General features: G+C 68.8%; 24 protein-coding genes. 9 read left to right on the top strand and 15 right to left on the bottom strand.

Annotation, left to right across the window (positions count from 1 at the left end; translation table 11 throughout):
* The first annotated feature begins 44 nt into the window (after window positions 1–44).
* A complete protein-coding gene (locus ACN469_RS06340; RefSeq protein ID WP_498765154.1) occupies window positions 45–1,382 on the top strand; it encodes an IS701 family transposase in 1,338 nt (445 codons plus the stop codon).
* A gap of 60 nt (window positions 1,383–1,442) precedes the next feature.
* Here ACN469_RS06340 and ACN469_RS06345 read toward each other — a convergent pair whose 3' ends face one another.
* The 3 genes from ACN469_RS06345 to ACN469_RS06355 all read right to left on the bottom strand — a co-directional run bounded on the left by ACN469_RS06345 (window position 1,443) and on the right by ACN469_RS06355 (window position 4,589).
* Window positions 1,443–2,540, bottom strand: coding sequence for an IS630 family transposase (locus ACN469_RS06345; protein WP_498765156.1), 1,098 nt, complete (start codon window positions 2,538–2,540; stop codon window positions 1,443–1,445).
* Between the two features lie 457 nt (window positions 2,541–2,997).
* Complete coding sequence (locus ACN469_RS06350) at window positions 2,998–3,348, bottom strand: hypothetical protein (RefSeq protein ID WP_498765158.1); 351 nt, start codon at window positions 3,346–3,348, stop codon at window positions 2,998–3,000.
* A gap of 80 nt (window positions 3,349–3,428) precedes the next feature.
* Complete coding sequence (locus ACN469_RS06355; protein ID WP_498765160.1) at window positions 3,429–4,589, bottom strand: CARDB domain-containing protein; 1,161 nt, start codon at window positions 4,587–4,589, stop codon at window positions 3,429–3,431.
* A 346-nt stretch (window positions 4,590–4,935) separates the two neighbouring features.
* Between ACN469_RS06355 and ACN469_RS06360 the strand changes: the two genes are divergently transcribed.
* Window positions 4,936–5,490, top strand: coding sequence for a pyridoxamine 5'-phosphate oxidase family protein (locus tag ACN469_RS06360; protein WP_498765162.1), 555 nt, complete (start codon window positions 4,936–4,938; stop codon window positions 5,488–5,490).
* Between the two features lie 33 nt (window positions 5,491–5,523).
* Here ACN469_RS06360 and ACN469_RS06365 read toward each other — a convergent pair whose 3' ends face one another.
* On the bottom strand, window positions 5,524–5,946 hold the full coding sequence (locus ACN469_RS06365; protein WP_498765164.1) for a hypothetical protein: 423 nt from the start codon (window positions 5,944–5,946) through the stop codon (window positions 5,524–5,526).
* Window positions 5,947–5,993: 47 nt separating this feature from the next.
* Between ACN469_RS06365 and ACN469_RS06370 the strand changes: the two genes are divergently transcribed.
* Complete coding sequence (locus ACN469_RS06370) at window positions 5,994–6,680, top strand: MerR family transcriptional regulator (protein ID WP_498765166.1); 687 nt, start codon at window positions 5,994–5,996, stop codon at window positions 6,678–6,680.
* Between the two features lie 241 nt (window positions 6,681–6,921).
* Window positions 6,922–7,641 carry an autoinducer binding domain-containing protein gene (locus ACN469_RS06375; RefSeq protein ID WP_498765168.1) on the top strand — a complete coding sequence of 240 codons (720 nt, stop codon included), beginning with the start codon at window positions 6,922–6,924 and terminating at the stop codon, window positions 7,639–7,641.
* Window positions 7,642–7,665: 24 nt separating this feature from the next.
* Here the strand turns inward: ACN469_RS06375 and ACN469_RS06380 are convergent, their stop codons facing one another.
* The 11 genes from ACN469_RS06380 to ACN469_RS06430 all read right to left on the bottom strand — a co-directional run bounded on the left by ACN469_RS06380 (window position 7,666) and on the right by ACN469_RS06430 (window position 18,151).
* Window positions 7,666–8,946: a hemolysin family protein gene (locus ACN469_RS06380; protein WP_498765347.1), complete on the bottom strand. Its 1,281-nt coding sequence runs from the start codon at window positions 8,944–8,946 to the stop codon at window positions 7,666–7,668.
* 78 nt (window positions 8,947–9,024) lie between these two features.
* Window positions 9,025–9,408: a response regulator gene (locus ACN469_RS06385; RefSeq protein ID WP_498765170.1), complete on the bottom strand. Its 384-nt coding sequence runs from the start codon at window positions 9,406–9,408 to the stop codon at window positions 9,025–9,027.
* 95 nt (window positions 9,409–9,503) lie between these two features.
* On the bottom strand, window positions 9,504–10,346 hold the full coding sequence (locus ACN469_RS06390; protein ID WP_498765172.1) for a metallophosphoesterase family protein: 843 nt from the start codon (window positions 10,344–10,346) through the stop codon (window positions 9,504–9,506).
* Window positions 10,347–10,418: 72 nt separating this feature from the next.
* Window positions 10,419–11,627, bottom strand: a complete 1,209-nt coding sequence (locus ACN469_RS06395) for a glycosyltransferase (RefSeq protein ID WP_498765174.1) — start codon at window positions 11,625–11,627, stop codon at window positions 10,419–10,421.
* A gap of 135 nt (window positions 11,628–11,762) precedes the next feature.
* Window positions 11,763–12,449, bottom strand: a complete 687-nt coding sequence (gene phoU, locus ACN469_RS06400) for a phosphate signaling complex protein PhoU (RefSeq protein ID WP_498765349.1) — start codon at window positions 12,447–12,449, stop codon at window positions 11,763–11,765.
* 23 nt (window positions 12,450–12,472) lie between these two features.
* Window positions 12,473–13,216, bottom strand: coding sequence for a phosphate ABC transporter ATP-binding protein PstB (gene pstB, locus ACN469_RS06405; RefSeq protein ID WP_498765351.1), 744 nt, complete (start codon window positions 13,214–13,216; stop codon window positions 12,473–12,475).
* Window positions 13,217–13,269: 53 nt separating this feature from the next.
* Window positions 13,270–14,181 carry a phosphate ABC transporter permease PstA gene (gene pstA, locus ACN469_RS06410; protein WP_498765176.1) on the bottom strand — a complete coding sequence of 304 codons (912 nt, stop codon included), beginning with the start codon at window positions 14,179–14,181 and terminating at the stop codon, window positions 13,270–13,272.
* The gene (gene pstC / locus ACN469_RS06415) at window positions 14,178–15,167 is read right to left on the bottom strand and encodes a phosphate ABC transporter permease subunit PstC (RefSeq protein ID WP_498765178.1); all 990 of its coding nucleotides are present in this window, start codon (window positions 15,165–15,167) and stop codon (window positions 14,178–14,180) included. Before pstC ends, pstA begins: the two co-directional genes overlap by 4 nt.
* Window positions 15,168–15,227: 60 nt before the next feature.
* Window positions 15,228–16,049, bottom strand: a complete 822-nt coding sequence (locus ACN469_RS06420; RefSeq protein WP_498765180.1) for a phosphate ABC transporter substrate-binding protein — start codon at window positions 16,047–16,049, stop codon at window positions 15,228–15,230.
* Between the two features lie 47 nt (window positions 16,050–16,096).
* Window positions 16,097–17,368 carry a porin gene (locus tag ACN469_RS06425; protein ID WP_498765182.1) on the bottom strand — a complete coding sequence of 424 codons (1,272 nt, stop codon included), beginning with the start codon at window positions 17,366–17,368 and terminating at the stop codon, window positions 16,097–16,099.
* 93 nt (window positions 17,369–17,461) lie between these two features.
* Window positions 17,462–18,151, bottom strand: coding sequence for a response regulator (locus ACN469_RS06430; RefSeq protein ID WP_498765353.1), 690 nt, complete (start codon window positions 18,149–18,151; stop codon window positions 17,462–17,464).
* Window positions 18,152–18,712: 561 nt separating this feature from the next.
* Here ACN469_RS06430 and ACN469_RS06435 point away from each other — a divergent pair.
* The 5 genes from ACN469_RS06435 (at window position 18,713) to ACN469_RS06455 (ending at window position 25,779) form a co-directional block, all read left to right on the top strand.
* On the top strand, window positions 18,713–20,110 hold the full coding sequence (locus ACN469_RS06435) for a hydroxymethylglutaryl-CoA reductase, degradative (RefSeq protein WP_498765184.1): 1,398 nt from the start codon (window positions 18,713–18,715) through the stop codon (window positions 20,108–20,110).
* Window positions 20,111–20,224: 114 nt separating this feature from the next.
* The gene (locus ACN469_RS06440; RefSeq protein WP_498765186.1) at window positions 20,225–21,901 is read left to right on the top strand and encodes a sensor histidine kinase; all 1,677 of its coding nucleotides are present in this window, start codon (window positions 20,225–20,227) and stop codon (window positions 21,899–21,901) included.
* A complete protein-coding gene (locus ACN469_RS06445; RefSeq protein ID WP_498765188.1) occupies window positions 21,898–23,241 on the top strand; it encodes a sigma-54-dependent transcriptional regulator in 1,344 nt (447 codons plus the stop codon). The genes ACN469_RS06440 and ACN469_RS06445 overlap by 4 nt, the downstream gene beginning before the upstream one ends.
* A 232-nt stretch (window positions 23,242–23,473) precedes the next feature.
* Complete coding sequence (locus tag ACN469_RS06450) at window positions 23,474–25,015, top strand: SulP family inorganic anion transporter (RefSeq protein WP_498765190.1); 1,542 nt, start codon at window positions 23,474–23,476, stop codon at window positions 25,013–25,015.
* A complete protein-coding gene (locus ACN469_RS06455) occupies window positions 25,012–25,779 on the top strand; it encodes a carbonic anhydrase (protein WP_498765192.1) in 768 nt (255 codons plus the stop codon). Before ACN469_RS06450 ends, ACN469_RS06455 begins: the two co-directional genes overlap by 4 nt.
* Window positions 25,780–25,875 lie beyond the last annotated feature (96 nt).

Consider the following 25,875-nt stretch of genomic DNA (forward strand, 5'->3'; position numbering starts at 1 on the left):
GTCACTTCAAGAATGCGTGAGGGAGGGCGGACTGTTCCCCAGGCATGACGCCGACGCAGATGAAACGACTGGAGGGGGAGCTGGCGAGCTTCCTGGAGTCGATGTTCTCGGGCTTGGGACGTGTGGAGCGGCGCCGGGCCATGGACTGGTACGTCAAAGGACTGCTGCTTGAAGGCGAGCGCAAGAGCATCGACCCGATGGCGGGGCGACTGGTGGAGCAAGCATCCGAGAAGGAGGCCATGCGCCAGCGCCTCCAGCAGTGCCTCAGTGGCAGCAACTGGGCGGACGATGAGGTCATGCGCCGGCTGGCCTTGAAACTGGAGGAGGACCTGCCAGGCATCGAAGCTCTGGTCTTGGATGACACGGGCTTCCCCAAGAAGGGCAAGCACTCCGTGGGCGTGGCCCGTCAGTACTCGGGCACGCTGGGCCGCACCGACAACTGCCAGGTGGCCGTCAGCCTGCATCTGGCTGGTGAGAAGGGCAGCGGCTGCATTGGGATGCGGCTGTATCTGCCGGCGGAATGGACGTCCGACACGGAGCGCCTGAGCAAGGTGGGCGTGCCGGAGGACGTGGTGTTCAAGACGAAGCGGGACATCGCTCTGGAGCTGATTGGCCGTGCGTTGGATTGGGGAGTGAAGCGGCGGCTGTTCCTTGCGGACTGCGGGTATGGGAATGACATCGAGTTCCGAGAGGAACTCACTCGCCGAGGGTTGCCGTACATCGTCGGCATTCGGGGAGACTCCGTGGTCTGGCCTCCCGGATTCGAGCCTCCGCCCATTCCCTCGAAGCCCCCGGGCATGAGTGGGCCAGCTCGCACGCGCTACCGTTATGGCGAAGCGAGGCCCGTTGCCGCTCAGAAACTTGCCGCCGACCTACCACCCACCGCATGGAAGTCGCTCACCTGGGGTGAAGGTCCCAAGGGCCGCAAGCGCTCTCGTTTCGCGGCACTGCGCATTCGCATTGGCCATGGACACTCGATAGGGCTGGCCCCGGGCGACGAACAGTGGCTGCTCTGCGAATGGCCCAGGAACGAGGAGGGGCCCACCAAGTTCCATCTTTCCACGTTGCCGGCGGACACGTCCCTCAAGCAGTTGGTGTGCCTGACGAAGCTGCGCTGGCGCGTCGAGCGGGACTATCAGGAGCTGAAGGCCGAAGTCGGCCTCGACCACTTCGAAGGGCGCACGTGGCGCGGCTTCCACCACCACGCCACCCTCTGCGCCGTGGCCCACGGCTTCCTCGCGCTCCGTCGGGCGCTTTTCCCCCCAGAGCCGAGTGCACTGGACCCTGCCGATGGTGCGGCGCGCGATTCAACCCATCCTGCTCCAGCAGATTGGCACCTGCCCGCTTTGCAACAGGGCCATCAACGCCAGAGCGCCGCCTGAGCTGCCCTCGCGGATGTGACCAAGTCGTACTAAACCAACGATCTCGATTCTCGCACGACGTCAGGAGGCACGCCTGAGGTCGGCTCGGCGCAGGGATGGACAGGCAGAGCGCTGTGCATTCCGCGCGTTGAAGTAGGCATGTACCCGCGCCATGAGCTGGTCCATGGTGCGGCAGCGGTGATTTCGCGTGACGTTGGCGTGCAGGTCCAACCACACGCGCTCGATGCGGTTGCCCTGGGGACAGTATGGCGGCAGGAAGTGGAGCATGGTGCGCCCTCCAAGTTGGGCAAGGGCCTTGCGAGTCTTCTGGCTGGTGTGGACCGCGGCGTTGTCCAGCACGAGGTGGATGCGGCGAGCGCGCCGGTATTCACCCGCGAGGCGCCAGAGCAACTGGATGAAGAGGGTGCTGGCCTTGGATTTGCCCTCCACCCACGTCAGCTTCCCAGTCCGGACATTCAACGCTCCGGCCAGGAAGCGCTTCTGGTTGTTGCCCGGTGTCACCACCACCCGGCGCTGCCCCGGAAGACACCAGTCGTGTCCCACCTTGGGGTTGAGATGGATGTCCACCTCATCCACGTGGAGCACGGGCTCTTCGGGGGGCTTGTGCGCATGCAGGCACTTCAACTCGTAGAGCCGGCGCCAACGCTTCCAGGCGGGCCAGGGACACTCGACGATGGGCTTGGCGGCCTTGCGTCGCGCGCCGAGCGAGGTGCGCGCGCGTCCCATGGTCGCCACGGACACCTGGGGCAGCCCCCGGCGCTCAAGCTCCAGGCACGGCAGCTCCCGTGTCCAGGTGGGCCGGCACCAGCCCCAGTCCTCGGGCGTTCCCACCAGCACCCGCGCCAGCCTCTCTCGGAATCGCTCGTCGACCTTGCGCTGGCCGTTGCCCTCCCGCCTGTCTCGCAGCGCTCCGCGTCCGTCCTCCCGGTAGCGGCGCACCGCGCTGACGACGGTGGAGGTGGCACAGCCCAAGTCCCGGGCTGCTGCGTTGCACGAGGCACCCCTCCCCACGGCAGCCACGGCCATGCACCGTCGCATGGTGAGCGGGCAGCCGCTCCTCTCGCCCCATCGCAGCAGCGCCTGGCGCTGCTTCCTCTTCAGCCACTGCCTACCTTTGCCCTTGGGCAGGGCCTTCTCGCTCTCAGGTTTTCTGCGCACACAGAGCCGAACGAGAGGTGCCCCTGCTCCCTCTTCCCGCTCACTTCACGCCTGCCCGCCCTCCGGCCTGATCGAGAATCACGAACTTCGGTTTAGTGCTCCACGGGCACGGTCAGCTGCCCGGCGGGGACGACGAGCTGCTCCTCGACGGATAATCAAGGCGTGACCTGCAATGGGGTGTTCACCGCATGCCCGCCACCTACGCCAACGGGATGCCCGGGCGTGGACCTGTGCGAGAGCCTCCGGGGCGGCAATTGCCGAGAGGCGGGGGATACCGCGGACTGCTGCTTCGCTTCGGACCAGGAGGGGCAGTGTTTCTGCACCTTCGGGAAGAAGTGGATGTGCTCCGGCACGTGATTCGGAGTGGCGGCCCTCATGAGTCGTTGGCAGACATCGAGCAGGTGACGGAGCTACCGGAGGCTCCGTCACCCTTGTTGCTGGGCCCTCCGCGCCGTCATCAAGGGGCCGGAGGTTTCAGGCTGAGCACTGGGAATTGCTGTCCATCCACGGGGACCTGGGTCACCTCTCCGCAAGCGTCGCACGTGGCTTCGAAGTGGGTGGACGACGGGTTGGAGCGGTTCTCCTTCCCGGGGGAGGGGAGCGTCCTGTGCATGACCGTCAGCACGTTGCTGTTGTACTTGCCGCCGCACGTGGGGCAGCGGATCACCTTGATGAACTCATGCACGCCCTTCGGGAGGCTCCGCGGACGGAAGAAGTGCCGCTTCACTCCGAGGACCATCAGGTAGAGCCAGACACACAGGAACATGCCGACGGCCAACCACGCCAGCGGGGATGGGGATTCTTCCATGGGTGCGCTTGAGGCTACCACTGTCGCGGCGGACAGGCCCGCCCGGTAGCTTCCCCGGGCGGGCCCTCACGACGCGCGGACTACGGCAGCGGCAGCAGCGAGCAGAGCAGGCCGCGCCCCGTCGTCCCCGACGGGCAGCCCGCGCCCTGGCAGTACGTCACGCCCGAGTCGACCGCCGGATTGCCCAAGAGCGCCGGGACACGGACCTGGCAGGCGCCCGTGGCCTGGTTGCCCGTCGCGTCCTTCACCCCGTAGGTGAACGTGTAGACGCGCCCGTTGCCCAGCAGCGCCGCCTCCGCTCGGACCAGCGCGGACTTGCCGTCCTGCGACAGCTTGATGTCGTCACACGCCAGCAGCCGCAGCAGGGACAGCGCATCGTTCGGCTCGTCGGAGCTGACGCGCATGAGCGTGCCCGTCTGCGCCAACGAAAGCTCGCCACCGCAGTTGTCCGTCGCCGGCAACGCGCAGTCCGCCAGCGAGACCAGCACGTAGTCCGAGCCCACCGACGGCGTCAGGACGAGCCCGCGGCTGGCCCCGAGCACCGGCGCGGTGGTGTCCACGACCGTCACCGTCGCGGCGCAGCTGTTCGTGCTCGCTCCGTCCGTGACGTCCAACTGGACGGGCGTCGTCCCCAGGGAGAACGGCCCCGAGGGAAGCTGCGTCACGCTGAACGGCCCCGGGAAGCCATCCGGATCGTACGAGCCGTGATTCACGGACGCCACACCCTTGCAGGTCGCATCGGCCGCCACCGTGATGTTCTGGCAGAGCGCCACCGGACCCTGATTCGTCGCACACGGAATGGGGAAGTCGAACGAGGCGATGTTGTTGGTCTCGTCGCCCTCTTCGAAGACTCCGTCGTCGTCCGCGACCACCACCACCCGCTGGGTGCCTTCAGGCACCGTGAACGAGAGCTGGAAGGGGAAGCGCTCGCCACCCACCAGGAAGGGCACGCTGATGGTGCCCAGCCGTGTTCCGCCCGCTCCGGTGCCTCCGGCATAGACGGCCGCCGTGGAGCCTCCGATGCCCGAAGTCCACTTGTTCTGGATGACCGCCGAGAGGGTCAGCGACGTGGCCTGGCATGACGCGACCAGGTCCTCGACGCTCAAGTCCAGCTCACCCACCGCTCCCTCATGGACGCCCAGCTCACCCACGGGCCCCAGGGTCTCCTCGGGATTCACTCCGTCACAACCTCCCAACAACAACAGCGCCGCGAGCGCGGGAACTCCCAATGCACGTGTCATGTCTGGCTCCGGTCAAGGCCTCTCATTGAGGCGGATTCCAGATTAATCCATGTGCTCGCGGCTGTTCAGATGGGTCATTGACTGGGGCAAGGGTCCTCGTGGCCTCTGGGTAGGGCATGACGCGTGCGATGCGTTTTGCACGCCTGCTCGCCCTCTCTCGGATGACTCCGCCAGGAATTGGTGTCGGCGGAAGCTGCGGGCCAGGGGACTGGTAGTTCTGACAGCTACCCCCAGGGGGCGCGGCTGCCTTTAATTCAAGGAGCCATCCCGTGCTCGCGGCGCTCTTTGGCGCAGGGTGCGGGCTCAATTCCGAGCCGGCATTGAATCCAGAGGAAGGGGTCTCGCCATGACGCCGGAGGTCCAGAAGCTCGCCCAGCGCGCCGCCTTGCTGCTGCGCAGCACGCACTTCGTCACTCTCGCCACCGTGTCCCCGACGGGGGAGCCGTGGGCGTCCACCGTCGGCTACGTCCACACGCTCGATGGCTCGGTGCGGCTCGTCTGGTACTCGATGCGCGAGGCGCGGCACTCCCGCAACATCGAGCACCAGCCGCTCGTGACAGGCTCCATCTTCCGCACGGACCTGGGGGCCTCGGCGGCGCTGGGGCTCGACGGCCTCCAGTTCCAGGCACGGGCCCAGGCCGTGGAGGGGCCGCGCTTCGAGCAGACCCGTGAGCATTTCTACCGGCTCAACTTCCCTGATGAGCAGGTGCGCCGACAGTGGATGTTGCCCGAGTCGGAGTTCATCGGAGCCGGCCCCCGGCGCTTCTATGAAGCGACGCTGGAGGCCTGGTGGCTGCTCGACGTGGACCAGTGGCTCGTCGACAAGAGGGATATGCGAATCGCGCTGCCCGCTCCGGCCACCTTCGTGGAGCTCGCCGCGTCGGGTGCGCTCGCCGCTTGAGCCCCGACGGCGCCCCGAGACCGCGCCACCCAATCAGGCGGCGTCGAGGCCCGCGATGATGAGCCCCACGCCGGCCGTGAAGAGGCCGAGCGTGAGGCTCGCCGCTCCCACCCACAGCAGGGCCAGGAGCCGGTTGGGCCGCTGAGGGTCCTTGCCCAGCACGGAGAGGAAGAAGCCCGCGGGCATGAGCAGCGCGGCCACCGGCACTCCGAAGCGCGCCACCAGGTCGAAGCCGAGCGGCAACCGGGCCGCGTCGAGCACCACCAGGATGACGAGGCTGAGCAGCAGCAACACGGCCGCATGCGCATGACCCGCGCGGAAGAAGTTCTTCTGCAGCGCGTTCGCGGGGATACTCCCCCGTCCGACACGCGTCAGGAACCAACCGCCCGACTCCACGGTGATGAGAGACAGCAGCAGGACGCCGAAGAGGATGAGGGTGTGGGGTTGGATACTCATGGTATCCAATGATAGATACCTTGGGTATCCAATGCAAGGGGCCGTGCATGCGCATCTCTGAACTGGTGGAGCGGACGGGCGTTCCGCTCGCGACGCTCAAGTTCTACCTGCGGGAGGGGCTCCTGCCGGCGGGCGAGGCGACGTCGGCGACGCGGGCCGAGTACGGCGAGGCCCATGTGCGGCGCATCGCGGTGATTCGCGCGCTCACGGAGACGGTGGGCCTCAGCGTGCAGAAGGCACGGGACGTGCTCGAGCTCATCGACCGCCCGGAGGACGACCTCTTCGCGACGCTGGGCCGGGCGATCGCCGCGCTGCCACCCGACGTGACGCCGGAGGCCTCCAAAAACCATCCCCGAGCCCGCGCGGTGCTGGAGAAGCTGGGCCAGGTCTATGACCCGGATTTCGCCGCGGTCGCCCAGTTGGAGCAGGCGCTCGCCGCGGCCGAGTCCGCGGGCATTCCACTGGACGACGCGCGCCTGGCCGTCTACGGGCCGCACATCCGCGCCATCGCCGAGTTCGATGTCGACAGCATCCCCCGGGAGGCACCGGCCGCCGTCGAGTACGCCGTGCTGGGAACGGCGGTCCACGAGCCCGTGCTCATCGCGCTGCGTCGGCTGGCGCATCAGGATGTCGCGGCGCGACGGCTGAAGAAGACTGGCGAGGAGCCGCGTGCCTCGAAGCGACCTCCCGCGCGCGCTGCGTCGTCCGGTCGCTCCCGGCCCAAGAAGACCTGAGATTCAGGCGCTGCCTCCTCGCCGTCGAGCTCCGCCCGCCTGGGCGGAGCTGCTCGCCGTCGTTGTGAGTCTTTGTCGGGCTGTCTTGGAATCCTGCGCGGATGGGATGGCTTCGCGGCCCGCAGCGTCGTGTCGGTCGAGGACGCTGCGGGCCACGCGGGTGGCCGCCCCCGGGAGTGATGGCTTATCTTGTTGAGTTGTCGCGATTCAGCTCAAGCCCGAGGGCTGGGGTGGAGGGTTGATGGTGCGCTGGGAAGACTCCTGGAGCGGGTTTCATCAGGCGAGGAATGAGCAGGAGTTGTTCACGCGGGTGGAGGCCCTCGCTCAAGAGCGGGGCTTCGACTCCTGCTGTGACGTGCTCCGGATGCCGTGGCCCGTCTCGAGTCCCGCGGTGGCGTATTTCGACTCCCAGCCCTTGGGCTGGATGAATCACTACCGGGAGAACGACTACCTGCGCATCGACCCGGTGGTCCGCCTGGGCGCGAGCAGCACGGCGCTGATGGTCTGGTCGGAGTCGCTCTTCGCGTCGGCCCCGCACCTGTGGACGGAGGCTCGCGGGTTCGGGCTGGGCTCCGCCGTCTCCCAGTCCAGTTGGGCGGCGCACGGCGTCTTCGGACTGCTGACGTTCGCTCGACGGGCACCGGAGCCGTTGTCGGAGTCAGAGCTGGAGCACCTGCGTCAGCCCCTGCTGGTGACGACGCACCTGTTGCACACGCTGATGCTCGCGTTCCTCTCGCCCCGACTCGCGCGGGATGTCGGCACGGCGCTGACCGCGCGCGAGCGCGAGGTGCTGCTGTGGACGGGTGACGGAAAGACGGCGGGCGATATCGGCGCCATCCTGAGCATCTCCGAGCGCACCGTGAACTTTCACATCAACAACGCGCTGCTCAAGCTCAACGCCACCAACAAGGTGCAGGCCGTCGTGAAGGCGCTGGCGCTGGGGTTGATCCACGCGGGGTGAGTCGTCGCCCCTCGCGCCGCCAGCTCAGGACTCCTCGGGCTTGGGCGCCGGCAGGTGGATGCGCACCGAGCGCACGCGCCGGGGCGTCGCCTCCAGGACCTCCAGCTCCAGCCCGTTCTTCGTCTGGAGCTTGGTGCCGGGCTCCGGAATCGCGCCGCCCGCCAGCGCGATGGTCAGCCCCGCCACCGTGGAGTAGTCGTCGTCCTCGGCCAGGTCCAACCCCAGCTCGCGGTTGAGGTCCCGGATGGCCGCGCTGCCCTGGACGACGGCCGCCAAGGGGCTCTCGCGCAGCACCAGCTCCTCGGGCATCTCCGACTCGCTGAGGATGTCGCCCACCAGTTCCTCCACCATGTCCTCCACCGTCACGAGGCCCACCACGCCGCCGCGCTCGTCCACGATGATGGCCAACTGCATGCGCCGCCGCTGCAGCTCCTTCAGCGCGTCCATGGCCCGCATCGTCTCCACGAGGAAGAAGGCCGGCCTCACCACGTCCTCCAGGACGATGAGGTGCCCCTCCCACGCCACGCCGAGCAGGTCCTTGGCGATGACGTAGCCGACGATGTTGTCCAGCGTCCCCTCGAACACCGGCATCCGCGAGTGCCCGTGCTCCAGCAGCGTCTGGCGAATCTCCTCCGCGTTCGCGTGGCGGCGCAGCGCGACGATCTGCTCGCGCGTCACCATCAGCTCGCCCACCGTCAGGTCGCCCATCTCGAACGCCCGCGCGGCGATTTCACCCGCGCGAGGGTCCAACGAGCCCTGCTTCGCGGCCTCCTCCACCAGCGCCTGCAGCTCCTCCGCGGACAGACGGCTCTCGCTGAAGTTCGTCCTGTCGCCGAACAGCCGCAGCACCACGTTGGAGCTGGCGGTGAGGAACCACACCACCGGCCGCATCACCCACGACAGCCCGTTCAGCGGACGGCCGATGAGCAGCGCGTAGCGCTCTCCGGCCCGCAGCGCGAGGGACTTGGGCACCAGCTCGCCCAGCACCAGGGAGAGGTACGACACGATGACGACGACGCCCGCCAGCGCGACCTCGTCCGCCGTCTCCGCCGGCAGGCCGAAGCTCGCCAGGAGCGGCGCCAGCCGGGTCGCGATGCTCGCGCCACCGAAGGCCGCCGCCGTGGCGCCGATCACCGTGATTCCAATCTGCACCGTCGCGAGGAAGCGCTCCGGGTCCTGACGCAGCGCCTCCACCGCCTTCGCGGAGCCACTGCCCTGGTCCACCAGCTCCTTCAGCCGCGTGCGGCGCAGGGAGATGACCGCGAGCTCCGCCCCGGCGAACACGCCATTGGCCAGGACGAGCAACAAGATGATGAGCAGCTCTGAGACGATGATGGCCCTCCTATCAGGAGCCCTCTACCGTATCCCTGGATGCCCGGCCGCTCACTCACCAAGTGACTGCAAGAGGAGAGACAGTTGATCCTGGCTGGCGCCCTTGGGCAGGTAGTAGTGGGGGCCTGACAGCAGGGCGTCGCCCACGTCCTGGGCCGCCGCCGACGTGAGGAATACGACGCGGGGCAGGTGGCCGCGAGGAAGCCGCGCCACCACTTCCAGGCCGCTCATGCCCGGCATGTTGAGGTCCAGGAGCATGACCTCGTAACGCTCTCCACGCCGGAGGCTCTCCAGGGCCTCGTGTCCGTCGGCCGCCTCCGTGGCTTCATAACCCAGATCTTCCAGGCTGAGCCGGAGGAACTCCCTCCAGTCCGCGTCGTCATCGACGACGAGTACCCGTCTCGCGCTTTCTTCATCCGTGTCCAGTCGCGCCAAGCATCCTCCCCGACACGGAAAGAACCTCCCTGCGCACCCTCGACATTCGCTTCCGCGAGAGAAATGGCCCCTGCCTGGAGAGCAGGGAGGCGACCTCAGAACAGGGCCATGCCCAGCTGGGTCACCAGATACTGCAGCGCGGGTCGCACATTGTGCCCCGCCGTCCGGGGCCGCTCGGGCTGCGTCGAGTGGCACCACTGTGGCTCACCGAGCAGGCGGCCGTCCGAGTGTTGGAACAGCCGGAAGCGTCCCAGGTCCGTGGAGCTGCCCGCGTTGAAGACGCGCAACGGCCGCCCTTGCGCCGTGTCCAGCACTGTCTGGCCGGGCTGGTGACGGTGGCCGTGCAGCACCAAATCACACCGTCCCTGCACCCGCGTCACCAGCTCCGCGCCCAGCGACAACTCCGAGGCGTGGGGCCAGCCCATGCGCGTGGCCAGCCGCTCCGGGAAGCTCTCCTCGGGCAGCGGCAGCACGTGGTGATGCACCAGCACCGCCACCAGCGCATCGCGCGGCGCGGCGTCGAGCGCGGCCTCCACCTGCTCCACCGTCTCGAGCGACAGCTCACCGTGGCTCGCGAAGTAGTTGCGGTTGTGCTCGCCCGTGGAGTCCACGCACACGAAGTACACGCCGGGGCGCTCCACCGTGCGGACCTTCAGGCCGTCCATCCACGCGCCGCCCACGTCCTCGCCGGGGCGGTCATGGTTGCCGGGGATGAAGGTGAGCCGTCCGGTGTCCAACAGCGGCGCGAAGATGTCGAGGAACCGACGGTACTCCTCGCGCGAGCCCTGGTGCGTCAGGTCCCCCGTCAGCACCACGTGGTCCGCGCGGCTGGCCTGGACGGCACAGAGCAGCGCTTGCGCGGAGGCATCACTGGCGGGGCTCAGATCCAGATGGAGATCTGAAAGGTGGGCCAACGTCCGAAGGGGCATGCGAAGCATGGTAGGCATCCCTCGCGGCGCCTTCACGTCGGTGCGGTGAATCCGTGGCAAGCGCGATGAAACAGATGTGCATCACCCGGCGACCCACTCGTCCCCAGGGGGGAGGGTGTTGTTCACCGTGGACACCGCCGCGCGAGGCGGCAACAGCCGGGTGCCAGGGCCCACGCGCAGGCGCGTGCCGCGCCAGTCCACCGTGCGGAAGAACGCGCCGTGCCACCACGCGGCGAAGAGCAGCAGGTCCTTTGCGAGCACCGCTGGCGCGGCGCGCCACGACACCGACTGCGGTCGCAGTGCGCGAAACACCGCCAGGTCCACCAACACCTTGCCGAGGACGACCACCGTCGCCACCCTCACCGCCTCCAGGGTGGGGCTGGCGAGCACGCCCAGCAGGGCCAGCGGAATCGGGTTGAGCAGGGCCTGCGCGAGATAGGTGGGCGGCGCGACGGCCGTCCGGTGGATGACGCTCCAGCGCAGGTAGCGCTGGAAGAAGGCGCGCACGCTCTTGCCGAGCGACACGTTGTAGACAGGGGCGCACGCGACGACGACGCGCCGGCCCAGCTTGCGCGTCACCCACTGGCCGATGACGTAGTCCTCCGCGAGCACGTCCCGCACCGAGTAGAAGCCGCCCAGCGCCTGGACGTCCTCGCGGCGCAGCGCCATGGACTTGCCCACGACGATGTCCTGGTCCGCGCAGCGCTTGGCGCCAATCATCCCCGCCGCCGCGCTGGACGTCAGGTGGAGGTTGTCCAACAGCGAACCGAAGCTGCGCTCGCCAATGCCCGCCACCGGGTGCGTCACGCAGCCCACCGCGGGGTCCGCGAAGCTGGCGGCGATCTCCTCCAGGTAGCCGGGGCCCACGCGCGTGTTGCTGTCGCTGATGACGAAGAGGTCGAACCGGGCCCGGTCCGCCAGGGTGATGAGCTGGTTCACTTTCGGATTCAGCCCCGGGGCGCCCTCCTGCAGCTCCAGCCGCATGACGCCGGGCCAGCGGCGCACCGCCTCCAGCGCCACCGCGTAGGCCGCGTCCCGGGTGTCCTTCACCCCCAGCACCACCTCGTACTCGCCGGGGTAGTCCAGGTGGGCGAAGTGCTTCAGGTTGGTCTCCAGGTCGTCATCCGCGCCGCACAAGGGCTTGAGGATGGAGATGCCCGGCCACGCCGCGTCCGGAGGCATGGCGCCGGGGCGCTGCCGGCGGTGGCGGAGCACGAGCACGTACTGGATGACGAGCGCGGTGAGGCCGAAGCAGGCGGCGAAGAGGAGGAGGGCGGAAGCAAGCGACATGCGCGGGCAGTCCCAGGGAGGCGCGCGGTCATCGCGCGACCTGGGTTCCACGCTAGGGGGCTTGCGCGTCGGGCCCGCGGAGCGCTCGCGGCGCCGGGGCCAATTCGACGTGACAGCGCCGTGAAGCGGCCGGGCCTAGTCGCCCAGGTTGCGGCTGCGCGGGTGGCGGATGTCCTTGCCCCGCACCATGTAGACGACCATCTCCGCCACGTTCATCGCGTGGTCGCCGATGCGCTCCAGGTGCTTGGCGATGAACATCAGCGCGGTGGCGCGGCGGATGTTCTTCGAGTCCTCCATCATGTACGCCAGCAGCTCGTTGAAGATCTTGAGGAAGAGCGCATCCAGCAGGTCATCGCCCTGGAGCACCTCCTCGGCCTTCGCCACGTCGCCGGAGACGAAGGCGTCCAGGGAGCGCTTCACCTGGCGCTGGGCCAGCTCCGCCAGCCGGGGCGTGTCCACGTAGGGCGCCAGCGGGGGGGCCTGGTTGAGGTCGATGGCGCGCTCGGCGATGTTGACCGTCAAGTCGCCGATGCGCTCCAGGTCCGTGACAATCTTGAGCGCCGTGGTGATGAGGCGCAAGTCACTGGCGGCGGGCTGTCGCAGCGCGAGGATGCGGCGGCACAGCTCGTCGATTTCAACTTCCAGCCGGTTGACGTCCTTGTCCGCGGCGACGACCTTCTCCGCCAGCGCGCTGTCGCGGTCCGTGAGGGCGCGCATGCTCTGGGCGATGAGGCCCTCCACCTTCGCGCCCATCGCGAGCAGCTTCTCGCGCAAGTCCCTCAGGTCCTGCTCGAACGCCTTGTCCGTGTGAGTCAACGCCATCGCCGCCAATCCCTTCTCTTCGCTCACCCGAACTTCCCGGTGACGTAGTCCTCGGTGCGCTTCTCACGCGGGTTGGTGAAAATCTGTTCCGTGGCGCCGCATTCCACCAGCTCGCCCATGTAGAAGAAAGCCGTCCTGTCACTCACGCGCGCGGCCTGCTGCATGTTGTGGGTGACGATGGCGATGGTGTACGTCGACTTCAGCTCGTGGATGAGCTCCTCGATTTTCGCCGTGGCGATGGGGTCCAACGCGCTGGCGGGCTCGTCCATCAGCAACACCTGGGGCTCCACCGCCATCGCCCGGGCGATGCACAGCCGCTGCTGCTGGCCGCCGGACAGGCCCAGGGCGCTCTCGTGCAGCCGGTCCTTCACCTCGTCCCAGAGGGCGGAGCCGCGCAGGGACTTCTCCACCCGCTGCTCCAGCGCCGTCTTGTCCTTCATGCCGCCCACGCGCAGGCCGTAGGCCACGTTCTCGAAGATGCTCTTGGGGAACGGGTTGGACTTCTGGAAGACCATGCCCACGCGGCGGCGCAGGTCCACCACGTCCACGCTGCGGTCGTGGATGTCCGTGTCGTCCAGGAGGATGGTGCCCGAGTGGTTGGCGCCCGGAATCAAGTCGTTCATCCGGTTGAGCGCGCGCAGGAAGGTGGACTTGCCGCAGCCGGAGGGGCCGATGAGGGCGGTGACGCGCCGGTCCAGGATGGCCAGGGAGACCTTCTGGATGGCAGCCTTCGTGCCGTAGCGCAGGGTCAGCTCGCGCGCCTCCATCTTCGGGCGCGGGGCGTTGGGATTGAGGGACATGGAGGGCGTGTACCGTGAGGTCAATGGGCGCCCGCGGCCTTGCGGCGCGTGCGGGTGCGGATGACGACCGCGACGAGGTTGAGGGCGAACGTCAGCAGCAGCAGCACCAGCACCGTCGAGTAGAGCAGCGGGCCCGTGGCATCCACGTCCGGTGACTGGGTGGCCATCACATACGTGTGGTAGCCCAGGTGCATGAACTGCGAGTTGAGGTGGGTGGGCAGGTCCGGCAGGAAGTAGGCCGCGCCGGTGAAGAGGATGGGCGCCACTTCGCCCGCGCCTCGGGAGATGGCGAGCACCGCGCCGGTGAGGATGCCCGGCAGCGCGCCCGGGAGGACGACGCGCCCCAGCGTCTGGGACTGGGTGGCCCCCAGCGCCAGGCTCGCGGTGCGGTGGTCCATGGGCACCGCGCGCAGCGCCTCCTCGGTAGAGACGATGACGACGGGGAGCGTGAGCACCGCCAGCGTCAGCGAGGCCCAGAGGATGCCCGGCTGCGCCCAGTACATCTCCTCGTGGCCCAGCGCGCGGTCCATGCCCTGGCCGACGAAGAGGATGAAGAAGCCCAGGCCGAACAGGCCGAAGACGATGGACGGCACGCCCGCCAGGTTCACCACCGCCACGCGGACGATGCGCGCGAAGAGCGAGTTCGGAGGCGCGTACTCGTGGAGGTACACGGCCGTCAGCACGCCCACCGGCATCACCGCGACGGTCATCAGCAGCGTGAGCGCGGCGGTGCCGAAGATGGCGGGGAAGATGCCGCCGCCCATCATTCCATCCTCGGGCGGCTTGGAGAGGAAGGTCCAGGTGATGCCGCCCGCCCCGTTCTCCACGACGTTGAAGAGGATGATGGCCAGCATCGCGATGATGATGAAGGCCGCGAGGCCGGTGAGCGACGTGAGCCCGAAGCCCACGGCGCGGCGAGTGCCAGGCGTCATGCCGCACCTCCCGTCAGCTTGCGGATGACCCGCCTGGTCCACGTGGAGGCCAACAGGTTGAGCACGAAGGTGAAGATGAAGAGCTGCACGCCGATGAAGAACAGGAGCGAGTAGTGGGGGCTGCCCACCACCACCTCACCCATCTCCGCGGCGATGGTCGCCGACAGCGAGCGCGCCGAGTCCCCCAGGCGCCAGGAGATGACGTCCGCGTTGCCGGAGGCCATGAGGACGATCATCGTCTCGCCGATGGCCCGACCGAAGCCGAGCACACACGCGGCGAGGATGCCGGGCGCCGCGGCGGGGAGAACCACCTTCCACGCGGTCTCCCAGGGCGTGGCGCCCAGGGCCAGGGAGGCCTCGCGGTAGCTGCGAGGCACCGCGGTGAGCGCGTCTTCCGACACGGTGAAGATGACGGGGACGATGGCGAGCGCCAGTCCCAGGCCCGCCAGCATGGCGTTGAGCGGCCGGTCGAAGCCGAGCGCCTCCTTCACCACCGTGGACATCACCATCAGCGCGAAGAAGCCCAGGACGACGGAGGGGATGCCCGCGAGCAGCTCGATGACGGGCTTGAGCAGCTCACGCAGGCGGCGGGGCGCGAACTCCGCGGCGAACAGCGCGCCGAACACGCCCAGGGGCACCGCCACCAGCATGGAGACCAACGTCGTCTTCAGCGTGCCGACGAACAGCGGAATCATGCTGACCTTCGGCACCTTCGACACCGGCTGCCAGCGGAAGGGCGGCCTCCCTGGCGCCACGTCCTGGGCCAGGAACATCTTGGAGAGGCTGGCCTCGTGCCGGGCCTCTGCTTCCGTGAAGAGGGCGAGGGCCTCCTTGGCCACGAAGATGATGATGAGGATGAGCGCCGCGATGCCGGTGAAGGCCATCAGGGTGATGAACCCCGCGATGACCTTCTCCCGCAGTTGCCGCCGCCGCGCGGCCGGGGACAGCAACGGTGCGACGAGCGGCTGACTGAGACCCTGCTCCATGATGGCCTGTCTATCCATAGTGGCTCGGGTCCTCTCGTGACATTCGTGTGACGGGAGACTTCACTTCACCGGGAAGTAGCCGACCTTCGTGACGACAGCTTGTCCTTCGGGGGACAGGGCGAAGTCGATGAACGTCTTGGTGTCACCAGAGGGCTTGTTGCGCAGGTAGAAGTACAAGTCTCGGGACAGCGGGTACTTGCCCGTCTTGATGTTCTCCGCCGTGGGGGCGATGTCCTCGTTGCCTTTCTTGATCTTCAGCTCCTTGATGCCCTTGGCGTACGCGGAGCCGCCATAGCCGATGCTGTTCTTCTCCTTGGACACGGCGTTCACCACCGCGGCGGTGCCGGGCAGCGTCTGGGCGGAGGCCGCGTAGTCATCTCCGTCCAGGACGTGGTCCTTGACGAAGACGTAGGTGCCGGAGGAGTTCTCGCGCGAATAGATGATGATGGGCGCGTCGGCGCCGCCCAGCTGCTTCCAGTTGGTGATGTCTCCCACGTAGATGCCCCGGAGCTGCTCCACGGTGAGCGCCGTCAGGGGGTTGCTCTCGTTGACGTAGAAGGTGACGCCGTCCTTGGCCACGGGGATTTCCACGCCGGTGGTGTTGTAGCGGGCGCGCAGCTTCTGCTTCTCCGCGTCCTTGATTTCACGGCTGGACATGGCGATCTCCGTGGTGCCGTTCTGGAGCGCCGCCAGGCCCACGCCGGAGCCGCCACCGGTGACCTGCACCTTGGTGGCGGGCGCCTTCTTCATGAACTCCTCGGCCCATCGCTGCCCGAGGATGACCATGGTGTCCGAGCCCTTCACGGTGACGTTGCCCGCATGGGCGGAGAGCGGGAGGGCGAGCAGCAACCCGACGACCAGTGAACCGAAAATTGCCTTCATGGCGGATTCAGCTCCAGCGAAGTGGTGGTGTTGAAGGAAGGTAGGGCCTAGTAGCGGGCCTGCATCTGGAAGGTGAAGAGGTTGTCGTGCGGGTCCTTGGCGTCGTCCGGGTGGGCCGTCATGGGCATCTCGTACGCCGCGGTGACCTTGAGGTTCTCCCCGAAGTAGTGGACGACGGCGACGGCCAGGGTGCCCACCGAGTTGGTGCTCGCGGGACGTCCCTCGGACGTGCTGTTCTTGCGTCCATTCTCCGGGTCGAAGAAGTCGTAGCGGACGGCCACGGCGTCCGACACGCCGATGTTCTGGACAATCAGGCCGTACCAGCCGCTGGCGGGCACGCCGGGCTGCTCCACCTTCACGTCGCCGGAGCTCTTCCAGTACGACCTGCCGGTGATGTACTCGCCCTTGATGGCCGTCGCGCCCCAGGGGAGGACGTCCAGGTAGAGCTGCGCGTCCAGCGCCACGCGGTCTCTCGTGTGCGCCTTGCGGAAGGTGTCCGCCGGGCCCTTGGTGATGGTGTGGCCGTACCAGCCGGAGACGCCTCCGGACAGCCAGCCCAGGTCGAACCCGGCGCGGCCGATGACGTCCTTCTCCTTGTCGTTGTCCACACCGACGGAGCCCTGGTTGAAGATGCCGTCGCCGTCGAAGAGGCCCGCGGCGACGTTGACCTTCCCCTCGAGGAAGGTGCCGGCGAACTTGACGCCCCGGTCCCGCTCGTCGGGTAGGAAGGCGCGCACGACGCGGGTGCGCTCGGGAATCTCGCGGTCGGCGGAGGACTGCACGGCCTCGTAGCCGAAGGGCCACTTCATCTGGCCCAGGGTGAGGCCGAGCTGCTGGTGGGTGCCGGGGATGAAGAGGGTGGCCTCGGCGTCGCGCACGGTGGCGAACGGGGCGGTGGGCACCGCGTCGATCTGCAGCATCATCTGGGCCCAGTCCGTGGTGTAGGTCGTCTTGATGCGGCCCCGGCGCACGGCGAAGCGGCTGAAGCCGCCCGTGCCGGTGTCCTCCAGGCTCTCCTGGTACTGGTAGCGGGCCTGGACGTAGCCGGAGATCTTCAGCTTCTTGAGGGAGAAGAGGTCGTTCTTCGTCTCGGCGTTCTGCTCTTCCAGGGCGGCGACCTTGCCCTCGGCGTTCGTCATGCGCTCATCCAGGTCCGCGTCGGCGGGCGCGGCGTCGGCGGCAGGTGCCTCCGCGGTGGCGCTGTCGGAAGTAGGGGCCTGGGCGGAGGACTCATCGGTGGTGGGCGCGGCGGGCTCCTGGGCCCGGGCGAGGGCCGGGCACAGGGCGAGGGTGAGGACCGCGGTGACGAGTTGACGCATCGGGGAGGAGGGTTTCGGGAGGGTCACGAAACTGGCTTCTAGGTAACGCTCGTGGCCGTTTCAGGGCCGTTGTGTGACATCGGTGTCACGAAGTCAGTGGGTGGGGTCCACGATGCGGTAGCCGACGCCGCGCACCGTCTCCAGGAGGTTGCGCGCGGGGCCCAGCTTGTCGCGCAGGCGCATGACGTGGGTGTCGATGGTGCGCGTCTCCAGCGAGGAGGACAGGCCCCAGACCTCTTCCAGGAGCTGCTCGCGCGTCTGGACGCGGCCGGTGCGCGTCATGAGGTGCCCCAGCAGGCGGAACTCCAGCGCGGTGAGGGGGACCTCCTTCTCCTCGACGTAGAAGCGGTGCGCGGACAGGTCCAGCTTGAGGGCGCCCAGGGCCAGGGGCGCGGCCTGGGGGGATTGGGGCGCGGCTCCGCGACGGAGGATGGCCTTGAGGCGCAGCACCAGCTCCCGGACGCTGAAGGGCTTGACGACGTAGTCGTCCGCGCCGACCTCGAAGCCGCGGATGCGGTCCGTCTCCTCGCCCTTGGCGGTGAGCATGACGATGAGGATTTCGCGGGACTGGGCTCCGGCGCGAAGCTGCCGGCAGACATCGATGCCGGACATGTCGGGGAGCATCAGGTCCAACAGGACCAGCTCCGGCGGGTGCTCGCGAGCGGCGGCGAGCGCCGTTTCGCCTGTGGCGGCGAGCTGGGTGGAGAAGCCCGCGTCGCGCAGGTTGAAGTCGATGAGGTGAGCGAGGTCGGGTTCGTCGTCGACGATGAGGACGTGGGCCATGGCGGGCCGGAGTCTGCGCGTCTCGATTTTCATGCAGGTGACGCGTTTGCAACGATTGTGTGATGCGCGCCGAGCGGCGGCCAGGCTGGCGGTCGCGTGCGGGCGGGCGAGCACTGGGGAGAAGGTGACAACGGTGACCCACCGCGGGGCACGTCGCGCTTCTGGGGCGCGTCGTTACCTGTAGAGGCCCTTCGGCTTTTCTAGAAGGTGTGTGGCGGCGCACGGCCTGGCGCCTGCTGCGGGCGAGATGTCGCCAAGACATCCGAAAAAGTCAGACACATTTGAATGCTGCGGGCGCCGGGTGCGGGCTTGTCTTGTGATTCGTTGAGGGATTGGGTTGTTTTCAGGGGTGGCGAATGAGTGGCAGCGCGTGTGACGCCCCAGGTACCAGACGGCGATGTTCGCTGTACCCGGGTCCTATTCCTCCGTGGGGTGGATGACCCCGGTTCCCCGGAAGTGTTCAGGGGGCAACAGCGGTCATGGGGGGGTGGGGATGTGTCATATTGCTCATGGGTTGCCAATGACTCATTTGAGAGGGATTGTTTCGGTGTGAGGTGATTGATGGCTGAGGAGCTGGTGGATACCCAGGGTGCTCGTGGGGATGAGTCTAATCAGTCGGTATTTTCCGGCTTTCACCGTATGTCGTTGGAGGAGCGTCGCGAGCGTCTGGGCCTGGGGCTGGGGCTTGATACGGACACGCTGGAAGGGCTCACCGGGGAGCGGGGACTGTCCATGGAGGCGGCCCTGACGATGGTGGAGAACGCCGTGGGCCTCTTCAGTCTGCCGCTGGGCCTGGGGCTGCACTTGAAGGTCAACGGGCGGGACTACGCGGTGCCCATGGTGGTGGAGGAGCCGTCGATCATCGCCGCGGCCTCGTTCGCCGCGAAGCTGGTGGGCGCGGCGGGAGGCTTCGTCGCGGAGGCGGACCCGTCGATGATGATCGGGCAGATCCAGGTCACCCGCTTCGGGCCGCCGAGCTTCGCCATGGCGCGCATCCTGGAGGCGCGCACGGAGCTGCTGGCGCTGGCCAATGGCCTGCACCCGAACCTGGAGCGCCGCGGGGGCGGTGCCAAGGATGTGGAGGTCCGGCTGCTGCCGCCACCGGAGGGGCCCGGCATGGAGCCGCTGCTGGTGGTGCACGTGCACGTCGACACGCAGGAGGCCATGGGCGCCAATCTGGTGAACACGATGATGGAGGGGCTGGCGCCCCGCATCGAGCAGCTCACCGGCGGCAAGGTCTACCTGCGCATCCTCTCCAACCTGTCGGACCGGCGGCTGGCCCGGGCCCGCTGCTCCATTCCGGAGCGGGCCCTGGCGGACTTCGGGCTGAGCGGCGGGGAGATCGCCGAGGGCGTCGTCCAGGCGAGCCGCTTCGCGCTGGCGGACCCGTACCGCGCCGCGACGCACAACAAGGGCATCATGAACGGCATCGACGCGGTGGCGCTCGCCACCGGGCAGGACTGGCGCGCCATCGAGGCGGGCGCGCACGCCTATGCGGCCCGCTCGACGCGATATGGTCCGCTGTCGGTGTGGCGCCGGGAGGCCGGCAACCTGCTGGGTGAAATCCAGTTGCCGCTGGCGCTGGGCACGGTGGGGGGCTCGCTGCTGGTGCATCCGGGCGTCCAGGCCGCGTTCAAGGTGCTGGGACATCCCTCCGCGCGGGAGCTGGCGTGCATCTTCGCGTCGGTGGGGCTGGCGCAGAACCTGGCGGCGATTCGCACGCTGGGTTCGGTGGGCATCCAGCGCGGCCACATGGCGCTGCACGCGCGCACGGTGGCGTCGAGCGTCGGCGCGCCGCCGGAGTGGGTGGAGGCCATCGCCGCGCTGCTCGTCCAGGAGGGCGAGGTGAAGGTGGACCGGGCGCGGCAGGTGTTGGACAGGATGCGCGGTGGTGGCGGGGAGCAGGTGACGCTGACGCCGTCCGCGCTGCGCACGGGGCTCCAGGACGAAATCGAGTAGGGCCGTCGTCCAGTGGAAGGGGAGGGAGCCAGCGCGCGGAGGAACGAGGCTCCGCCGCGTGTTCTGGTTCCCACCCGCCTTGGGGCTGTGCCACAACGGCGGGGTGAGCCCCCCATGACTCCGCCTGACTCGCACTCTCCGCCGCCACCGTCTTCACCGCTGCGCACGCTGCCGGTGCCCACGCTGATTCCCACGCCGGGCGAGCTGGCGCAGACGCAGCGGCGCGGTGGCCGCTCGGCGCTGCTCGGCCTGGGCCTGGTGGGCGTCGTTGCGCTGACGAGCCCCGTGCTCGGCTACCTGGAGGACGTGGGTAACGCGCGCGAGGAACTGCTCGGGCACCTGTCCAACCAGGCGCGAGTGCAGGCCGACGCGCTGGGTGTCCACCTGCTGCTGCTGGAGGCGGAGCTGGCGCGCGTGGCGGGACACCCCACGCTCTTCCCGGAGGACGGGGCGTCCCCCGCGGAGCAGGCGCTGCTCGACAGTGCCTTCTATCACTCGTCCCTCTTCTCGGAGGGCGTGGCCCTGCTCGGCCCGCGAGGCGAGCGCGTATGGAGCGATCCGCCCGGCATGTCGCTGGGGGCGTCCCCCATCACCCGGCGCCCGTGGTTCCAGCGGATGGTGGAGCGCAAGGCGCCGACCATCGATTTGCTGGAGGGCGAGGGTGGGCCGCTGGTCGTCGCCGTTCCGATGATGAAGGAGGGCCAGCTCAAGGGGGTGCTGCTCGGCGAGGTGCGCACGGAGGCGCTGCCCACGCGCTCCACGGAGGAGACGGCGCTGTTCCTGATGGATGCGCGCGGGCGGCTGCTCCTGCCGTCGTCGACCTTGTCCCACCAGGAGGACTTCTCCGGGGCGCTGCGCGCGCTGGCGCGGGCGCCGGGGCCGCTGATGCTGGAGGGCGTCCGGATGATGGGCGCGGCGGCGTGGGTGGGGCGCAGCGAGCTGTTGCTCGTGGTGCTCGAGGACGAGGAGTCGGCCACGGCCGGGCTGCGCTCGCGCTTCCTGCGTCAGCTCGCGTTCCACATCGCGCTGCTCACCTGCACCCTGGGCCTGTTCCTTGTCCTGCTGCGGCATTCCTACCGCTCGCTGCTGGCCGCGGAGGAGCGGCTGCGCCGACAGGAGACGATGGCCGCGCTGGGCACCGCCGCCGCGCTCATCGCCCACGAGGTGAAGAACGCGCTCAACGGCATCCAGGCCGCGCTGTCGGTGCTGCGCACGACGCCCGCGGGCAGCGAGCTGCCGGTGCGGGGCCTGCGCTCCCAGGTGGAGCGGCTGGGCCACCTGGCGCGCTCGCTGCTCTCGTTTGGCGCGCCTCGTGCCGCGATGCGGCGCAGCTGCGAGCTGCACCTGCTGGTGGAGGAGGCGCTCCAGGCGGTGCGCATGCTGCCGGAGTCGGAGGAGGTGGAGCTGCGCACGTCGCTGGAGGAGAACCTGGCGGTCCAGGGTGACGCGGCGCTCCTGGTCTCGGCCATCGACAACCTGGTGCGCAACGCGGTGGAGGCGGGCGCCGTCGCGAAGGACACGGGCCTCAGGCCCGCTCCCTGGGTGGCGGTGCGGCTGTCGCGGGACGGCGACGAGGCGCTGCTGGTGGTGGAGGACAACGCGGGCGGCGTGGACACCCAGCTGGAGCCCCGGCTGTGGGAGCCTTTCGCCACCGGACGCGCGAAAGGGGTGGGCCTGGGATTGCCCATGGCGCGCACGTCGGTGGAGGCGCATGGTGGAAGCCTGACCTATACCCGCCGTCCACAGGGCAGCCTCTTCACGCTGCGGCTGCCGCTGGAGCGCACCACATGAGCATCCATCTGCTGTTTGTGGACGACGACCGGACCTTCGCCTCGCTGGCCGCCACCGTGCTGCGTCACGAGGGCTTCCGGGTGACGCTGGCGCACTCGCTCCACGACGCACGCGCGGCGCTCGCCCGGCAGGCGCCCGAGGTCGTCGTGTTGGACCGCCGCCTGCCGGACGGAGACGGCATCCACCTGCTGCCAGAGCTGCGCGCGCAGTTCCCCGACACGGCGGTGATGATGGTGACGGCGCACGGCGACATCGCCAGCGCCGTGGACGCCATCAAGCAGGGCGCGCGCGACTACCTGTCCAAGCCGGTGGAGCTCGACGACCTCGTGCTTCGCGCACGCCGCGCCGCCGCGGACCTCCAGCTCCACGAGCGGCTGCGTCAGGCGGAGAGCGAGCTGGGAGGCCGGCGCCGGCTCTTGCGTCCGCGCGCGCCGGCGATGGTGGCCGCGCTCCAGATGATTGAGCGCATCGCCACCGCGCCCCGCAGCCCGGTGCTCATCACCGGCGAGACGGGCGCGGGCAAGGAGGTGCTCGCGCGGCACCTGCACAACGTGCAGGGCAACCAGGGGCCCTTCGTCCACGTCAACTGCGCCGCGCTGCCCGCCGCGCTGGTGGAGAGCGAGCTGTTCGGCCACGAGCGGGGCGCCTTCACCGATGCGCGCGCGGCCCGTCGCGGGCTGGTGGAGGTGGCCGACGGCGGCATCCTCTTCCTCGACGAGATTGGCGAGCTGCCGCTCAGCCTCCAGGCCAAGCTGCTCACCTTCCTGGACCAGGGCGCCTTTCGCCGGCTGGGAGGGACGACGGAGCTGACGAGCAATGCCCGTGTGGTGACGGCCACCAACCGCGACCTCACGCGCGAGGTGGCGGAGAACCGCTTCCGCGAGGACCTCTACTTCCGCCTCAGCGTCTTCCGCGTGGAGATTCCGCCCCTGCGCCAGCGCCGCGAGGACGTGTTGCCGCTGGCGGAGTCGCTGCTGGTGGAGCTGTGCGCGGAGCTGGGGCGCAGGCCCGTGGACTTCTCCGCCGCCGCGAAGGCGCGCCTGGCGCGCTACCCGTTTCCGGGCAACGTGCGCGAGCTGCGCAATGTGCTGGAGCGAGCGCTGGTGCTCGAGCCCGGTCCCGCGCTGGAGCTGCAGGCCCTGGAGCCGCGCGGCCCCCTGGGGCCGTCCGCCACGGACCCGGACGCCTTCGTGGTGTCGGGTGCCCCTCGCTCGCTCGACGAGGTGGAGCGCCTGTACGTGAAGCATGTCCTCGGGCGGCTGGACGGCCGGCGGATGGAGGCGGCCAAGGCCCTGGGCCTCTCCTACCCCACGTTCCTCCGCAAGCTCGAGGAGTCCTGAGGCGTCGGGCGCGCCCGTCCGACGCGCCAGGCAGGGGCTTCAAGTTCCTTGCTCAAGTTTCTTGAAGTCCCGCGCGGCCACTTGAAGTTCCTTTCATTGGCCGGCCACCGTCGAGCACCGCATTCCCTTGTGAATTCAGCCACATAGGTCCTGGCACAGTCGTTGCCATGACGCACCGCGAGACTCAGCGTGCGCCACCGTGGGGTGGCGTCTTCTCGTGGAGGTGTGTGGCATGACGACGAGTGATGGGAGCGCTGGCTCGGCCTGGAAGAGTCTGGCCGCTGACCTGCCCGCTTCCCTGGTGGTTTTCCTGGTGGCGCTGCCCCTGTGCATGGGCATCGCGTTGGCTTCGGGTGCGCCCATTGTGTCGGGCCTCATCGCCGGCGTGGTGGGTGGCGTGGTGGTGGGCCTGCTGGGCGGCGCGCCGCTTCAAGTGAGTGGCCCCGCGGCCGGCCTGGCGGTGATGGTGTTCGGGTTCATCCAGACCATGGGTCTGGCGATGACGTGCGCGGCGGTGGCCGTGGCGGGCGTGCTGCAGATGATTTTTGGCGGGCTCAAGGTGGCGCGCGCGGCGCTGGCCATCTCTCCCGCGGTGATTCACGGGATGCTGGCGGGTATCGGCATCCTCATCGTGCTGGGGCAGGTGCACATCGTCCTGGGTGGCAGTCCCCAGTCGAGCGCCTTCCAGAACATCAAGGAGTTGCCGGAGCAGATCATCGGCCTGCATGGCCCGGCCGCGGTGCTGGGTCTGGTCACCATCGGGTTGATGGTGGTGTGGCCGTTCCTGGCCAAGGGCAAGCTGAAGCTCGTGCCGGCGCCGCTGGTGGCGGTGGTGGGCGCGACGGCTGCGTCGGTGCTCTGGGGCGCGGATGTGGCGCGCGTGGTGCTGCCGGAGAACGTGTTCAGCAGCATGCAGCTTCCGACGATTCCCACCGGCAACTGGGGTGCGTTCGTGGCGGCGGTGCTGTCGCTGGCGCTGGTGGCGAGCGCGGAGTCGCTCCTGTCGGCGGTGGCCACGGACAAGATGCACACGGGGCCCCGGGCCAACCTGGACAAGGAGCTGTTCGCGCAGGGCGTGGCGAACACGGTGTCCGGGCTCGTGGGCGGTCTGCCGATTACGGGCGTCATCGTCCGCAGCGCGGCGAACATCGCGGCGGGCGCGAAGTCGCGCTGGTCCGCGATCATCCACGGCGTGTTGCTGCTGGTCTTCGTCACCACGCTCGGTTCGGTGGCGGGCCTGGTGCCGCTGACGGTGCTGGCGGGTCTGCTCGTCGTCGTCGGCACCAAGCTGGTGAACCTGCACCACATCCGCGAGCTGCAGAAGCGCGGCGAGGTGCTCGTCTACGCGGTGACGGTGGCGGGCGTCGTCGGCATCAACCTGCTGGCGGGCATCGGGCTGGGATTGATGGTGGCCATCCTCCGGTTGTTGTGGCGGCTGGGCAGCGTGAAGGTGGACGTCAAGCAGGCGCACGGGGAGTACCTCGTGCATGTGACGGGCTCGCTCACCTTCGTCGGCGTGCCGCGTCTGTCCATGGCGCTGGCGCAGGTTCCCTCGGGCTCCAAGGTTCGCGTGGACCTGGCCGTGGAGACGTTGGACCACTCGGGCTTCGAGGCCATCGAGAGCTGGAGTGACACGCATCGCAAGACGGGCGGCTCGGTCGTCATGGAGTCGCTCGAAGAGGTCTGGGTTCGCAGTGGGACGTCCCGGGCCTCCCGTCCTGAAGTCGGTTCGCAGGTCTCCACCAACACTCTTGCCTCCGAAGGTGCCCCATGAAGAAGCTCATCCGCGGTCTGCTGGATTTCCAGCTCAAGGGTCGGCCTGCCTATCGTGAGGTCTTCGCCCGTCTGGCCAATGGCCAGAATCCGGACTGCCTGTTCATCTCGTGCTCGGACAGCCGGCTGGTGCCCAACCTGCTCGTGTCCACGGACCCTGGCGACCTGTTCGTGGTCCGCAACGTGGGCAACCTGGTGCCGCCGTCGGACGCCCACGGCGTCTCCATGGGCGACCAGTCCGAGGCCGCCGCGCTGGAGTTCGGCCTGGCCAACCTGGAGGTGGAGGACCTGGTCATCTGCGGCCACTCGAGCTGCGGCGCGATGAAGGCGGTGCTGGGGGGCGGCGAGGTGGCCGGTGCCCCCAACCTCTCCGCGTGGCTGGCGCATGGCAAGCAGTCCCTGACGACGCTCAAGGCGGGCACCAACGTGGGCGAGGGGCTGCCCGAGTACGACAAGCTGTCGCAGCTCAACGTGCTGCAGCAGTTGGAGCACGTGTCCAGCTACCCGCTGGTGAAGGAGCGCGTGGCCGCGGGCAAGCTGCGGCTGCACGGCTGGTGGTTCGACATCGCCAGCGCCCAGGTGCACGTGTGGCGTCCGTCCCACGGCCGCTTCATCCCCATGACGGAGCTGGTGGGAGAGGCGCTGCTGCGCGAGCTCGGAGCCGACCCGCTCTACCACCCCGACGAGGGCCGGGCGGCGAACCAGGAGGGGACCGGCGGCGAGGGTGTCGCCCGGATCCACTCCGTGGCCGCCAGCGGCCACTGAGCCGCTCGTAGCAAGCAGGCAAGGGGCACGGCCCGCACAAGGCCGTGACTCCTGATTGGAAAACCGGGCGCTGGAGAGGAAGGATGCGGCCTGGCG

Origin of the sequence: Corallococcus terminator, from assembly GCF_049194865.1 — a bacterium.
GTDB lineage: Bacteria > Myxococcota > Myxococcia > Myxococcales > Myxococcaceae > Myxococcus > Myxococcus terminator_A.

Excerpts from the sequence above, each read along its gene's own strand:
- ACN469_RS06340 (WP_498765154.1), top strand. The coding sequence starts at position 45 with ATGACGCCGACGCAGATGAAACGACTGGAGGGGGAGCTGGCGAGCTTC.
- ACN469_RS06350 (WP_498765158.1), bottom strand. The coding sequence starts at position 3,348 with ATGGAAGAATCCCCATCCCCGCTGGCGTGGTTGGCCGTCGGCATGTTC.
- ACN469_RS06355 (WP_498765160.1), bottom strand. The coding sequence starts at position 4,589 with ATGACACGTGCATTGGGAGTTCCCGCGCTCGCGGCGCTGTTGTTGTTG.
- ACN469_RS06360 (WP_498765162.1), top strand. The coding sequence starts at position 4,936 with ATGACGCCGGAGGTCCAGAAGCTCGCCCAGCGCGCCGCCTTGCTGCTG.
- ACN469_RS06365 (WP_498765164.1), bottom strand. The coding sequence starts at position 5,946 with ATGAGTATCCAACCCCACACCCTCATCCTCTTCGGCGTCCTGCTGCTG.
- ACN469_RS06370 (WP_498765166.1), top strand. The coding sequence starts at position 5,994 with ATGCGCATCTCTGAACTGGTGGAGCGGACGGGCGTTCCGCTCGCGACG.
- ACN469_RS06375 (WP_498765168.1), top strand. The coding sequence starts at position 6,922 with ATGGTGCGCTGGGAAGACTCCTGGAGCGGGTTTCATCAGGCGAGGAAT.
- ACN469_RS06390 (WP_498765172.1), bottom strand. The coding sequence starts at position 10,346 with ATGCTTCGCATGCCCCTTCGGACGTTGGCCCACCTTTCAGATCTCCAT.
- ACN469_RS06395 (WP_498765174.1), bottom strand. The coding sequence starts at position 11,627 with ATGTCGCTTGCTTCCGCCCTCCTCCTCTTCGCCGCCTGCTTCGGCCTC.
- phoU (WP_498765349.1), bottom strand. The coding sequence starts at position 12,449 with ATGGCGTTGACTCACACGGACAAGGCGTTCGAGCAGGACCTGAGGGAC.
- pstB (WP_498765351.1), bottom strand. The coding sequence starts at position 13,216 with ATGGAGGCGCGCGAGCTGACCCTGCGCTACGGCACGAAGGCTGCCATC.
- pstA (WP_498765176.1), bottom strand. The coding sequence starts at position 14,181 with ATGACGCCTGGCACTCGCCGCGCCGTGGGCTTCGGGCTCACGTCGCTC.
- pstC (WP_498765178.1), bottom strand. The coding sequence starts at position 15,167 with ATGGAGCAGGGTCTCAGTCAGCCGCTCGTCGCACCGTTGCTGTCCCCG.
- ACN469_RS06420 (WP_498765180.1), bottom strand. The coding sequence starts at position 16,049 with ATGAAGGCAATTTTCGGTTCACTGGTCGTCGGGTTGCTGCTCGCCCTC.
- ACN469_RS06425 (WP_498765182.1), bottom strand. The coding sequence starts at position 17,368 with ATGCGTCAACTCGTCACCGCGGTCCTCACCCTCGCCCTGTGCCCGGCC.
- ACN469_RS06430 (WP_498765353.1), bottom strand. The coding sequence starts at position 18,151 with ATGGCCCACGTCCTCATCGTCGACGACGAACCCGACCTCGCTCACCTC.
- ACN469_RS06435 (WP_498765184.1), top strand. The coding sequence starts at position 18,713 with ATGGCTGAGGAGCTGGTGGATACCCAGGGTGCTCGTGGGGATGAGTCT.
- ACN469_RS06440 (WP_498765186.1), top strand. The coding sequence starts at position 20,225 with ATGACTCCGCCTGACTCGCACTCTCCGCCGCCACCGTCTTCACCGCTG.
- ACN469_RS06445 (WP_498765188.1), top strand. The coding sequence starts at position 21,898 with ATGAGCATCCATCTGCTGTTTGTGGACGACGACCGGACCTTCGCCTCG.
- ACN469_RS06450 (WP_498765190.1), top strand. The coding sequence starts at position 23,474 with ATGACGACGAGTGATGGGAGCGCTGGCTCGGCCTGGAAGAGTCTGGCC.
- ACN469_RS06455 (WP_498765192.1), top strand. The coding sequence starts at position 25,012 with ATGAAGAAGCTCATCCGCGGTCTGCTGGATTTCCAGCTCAAGGGTCGG.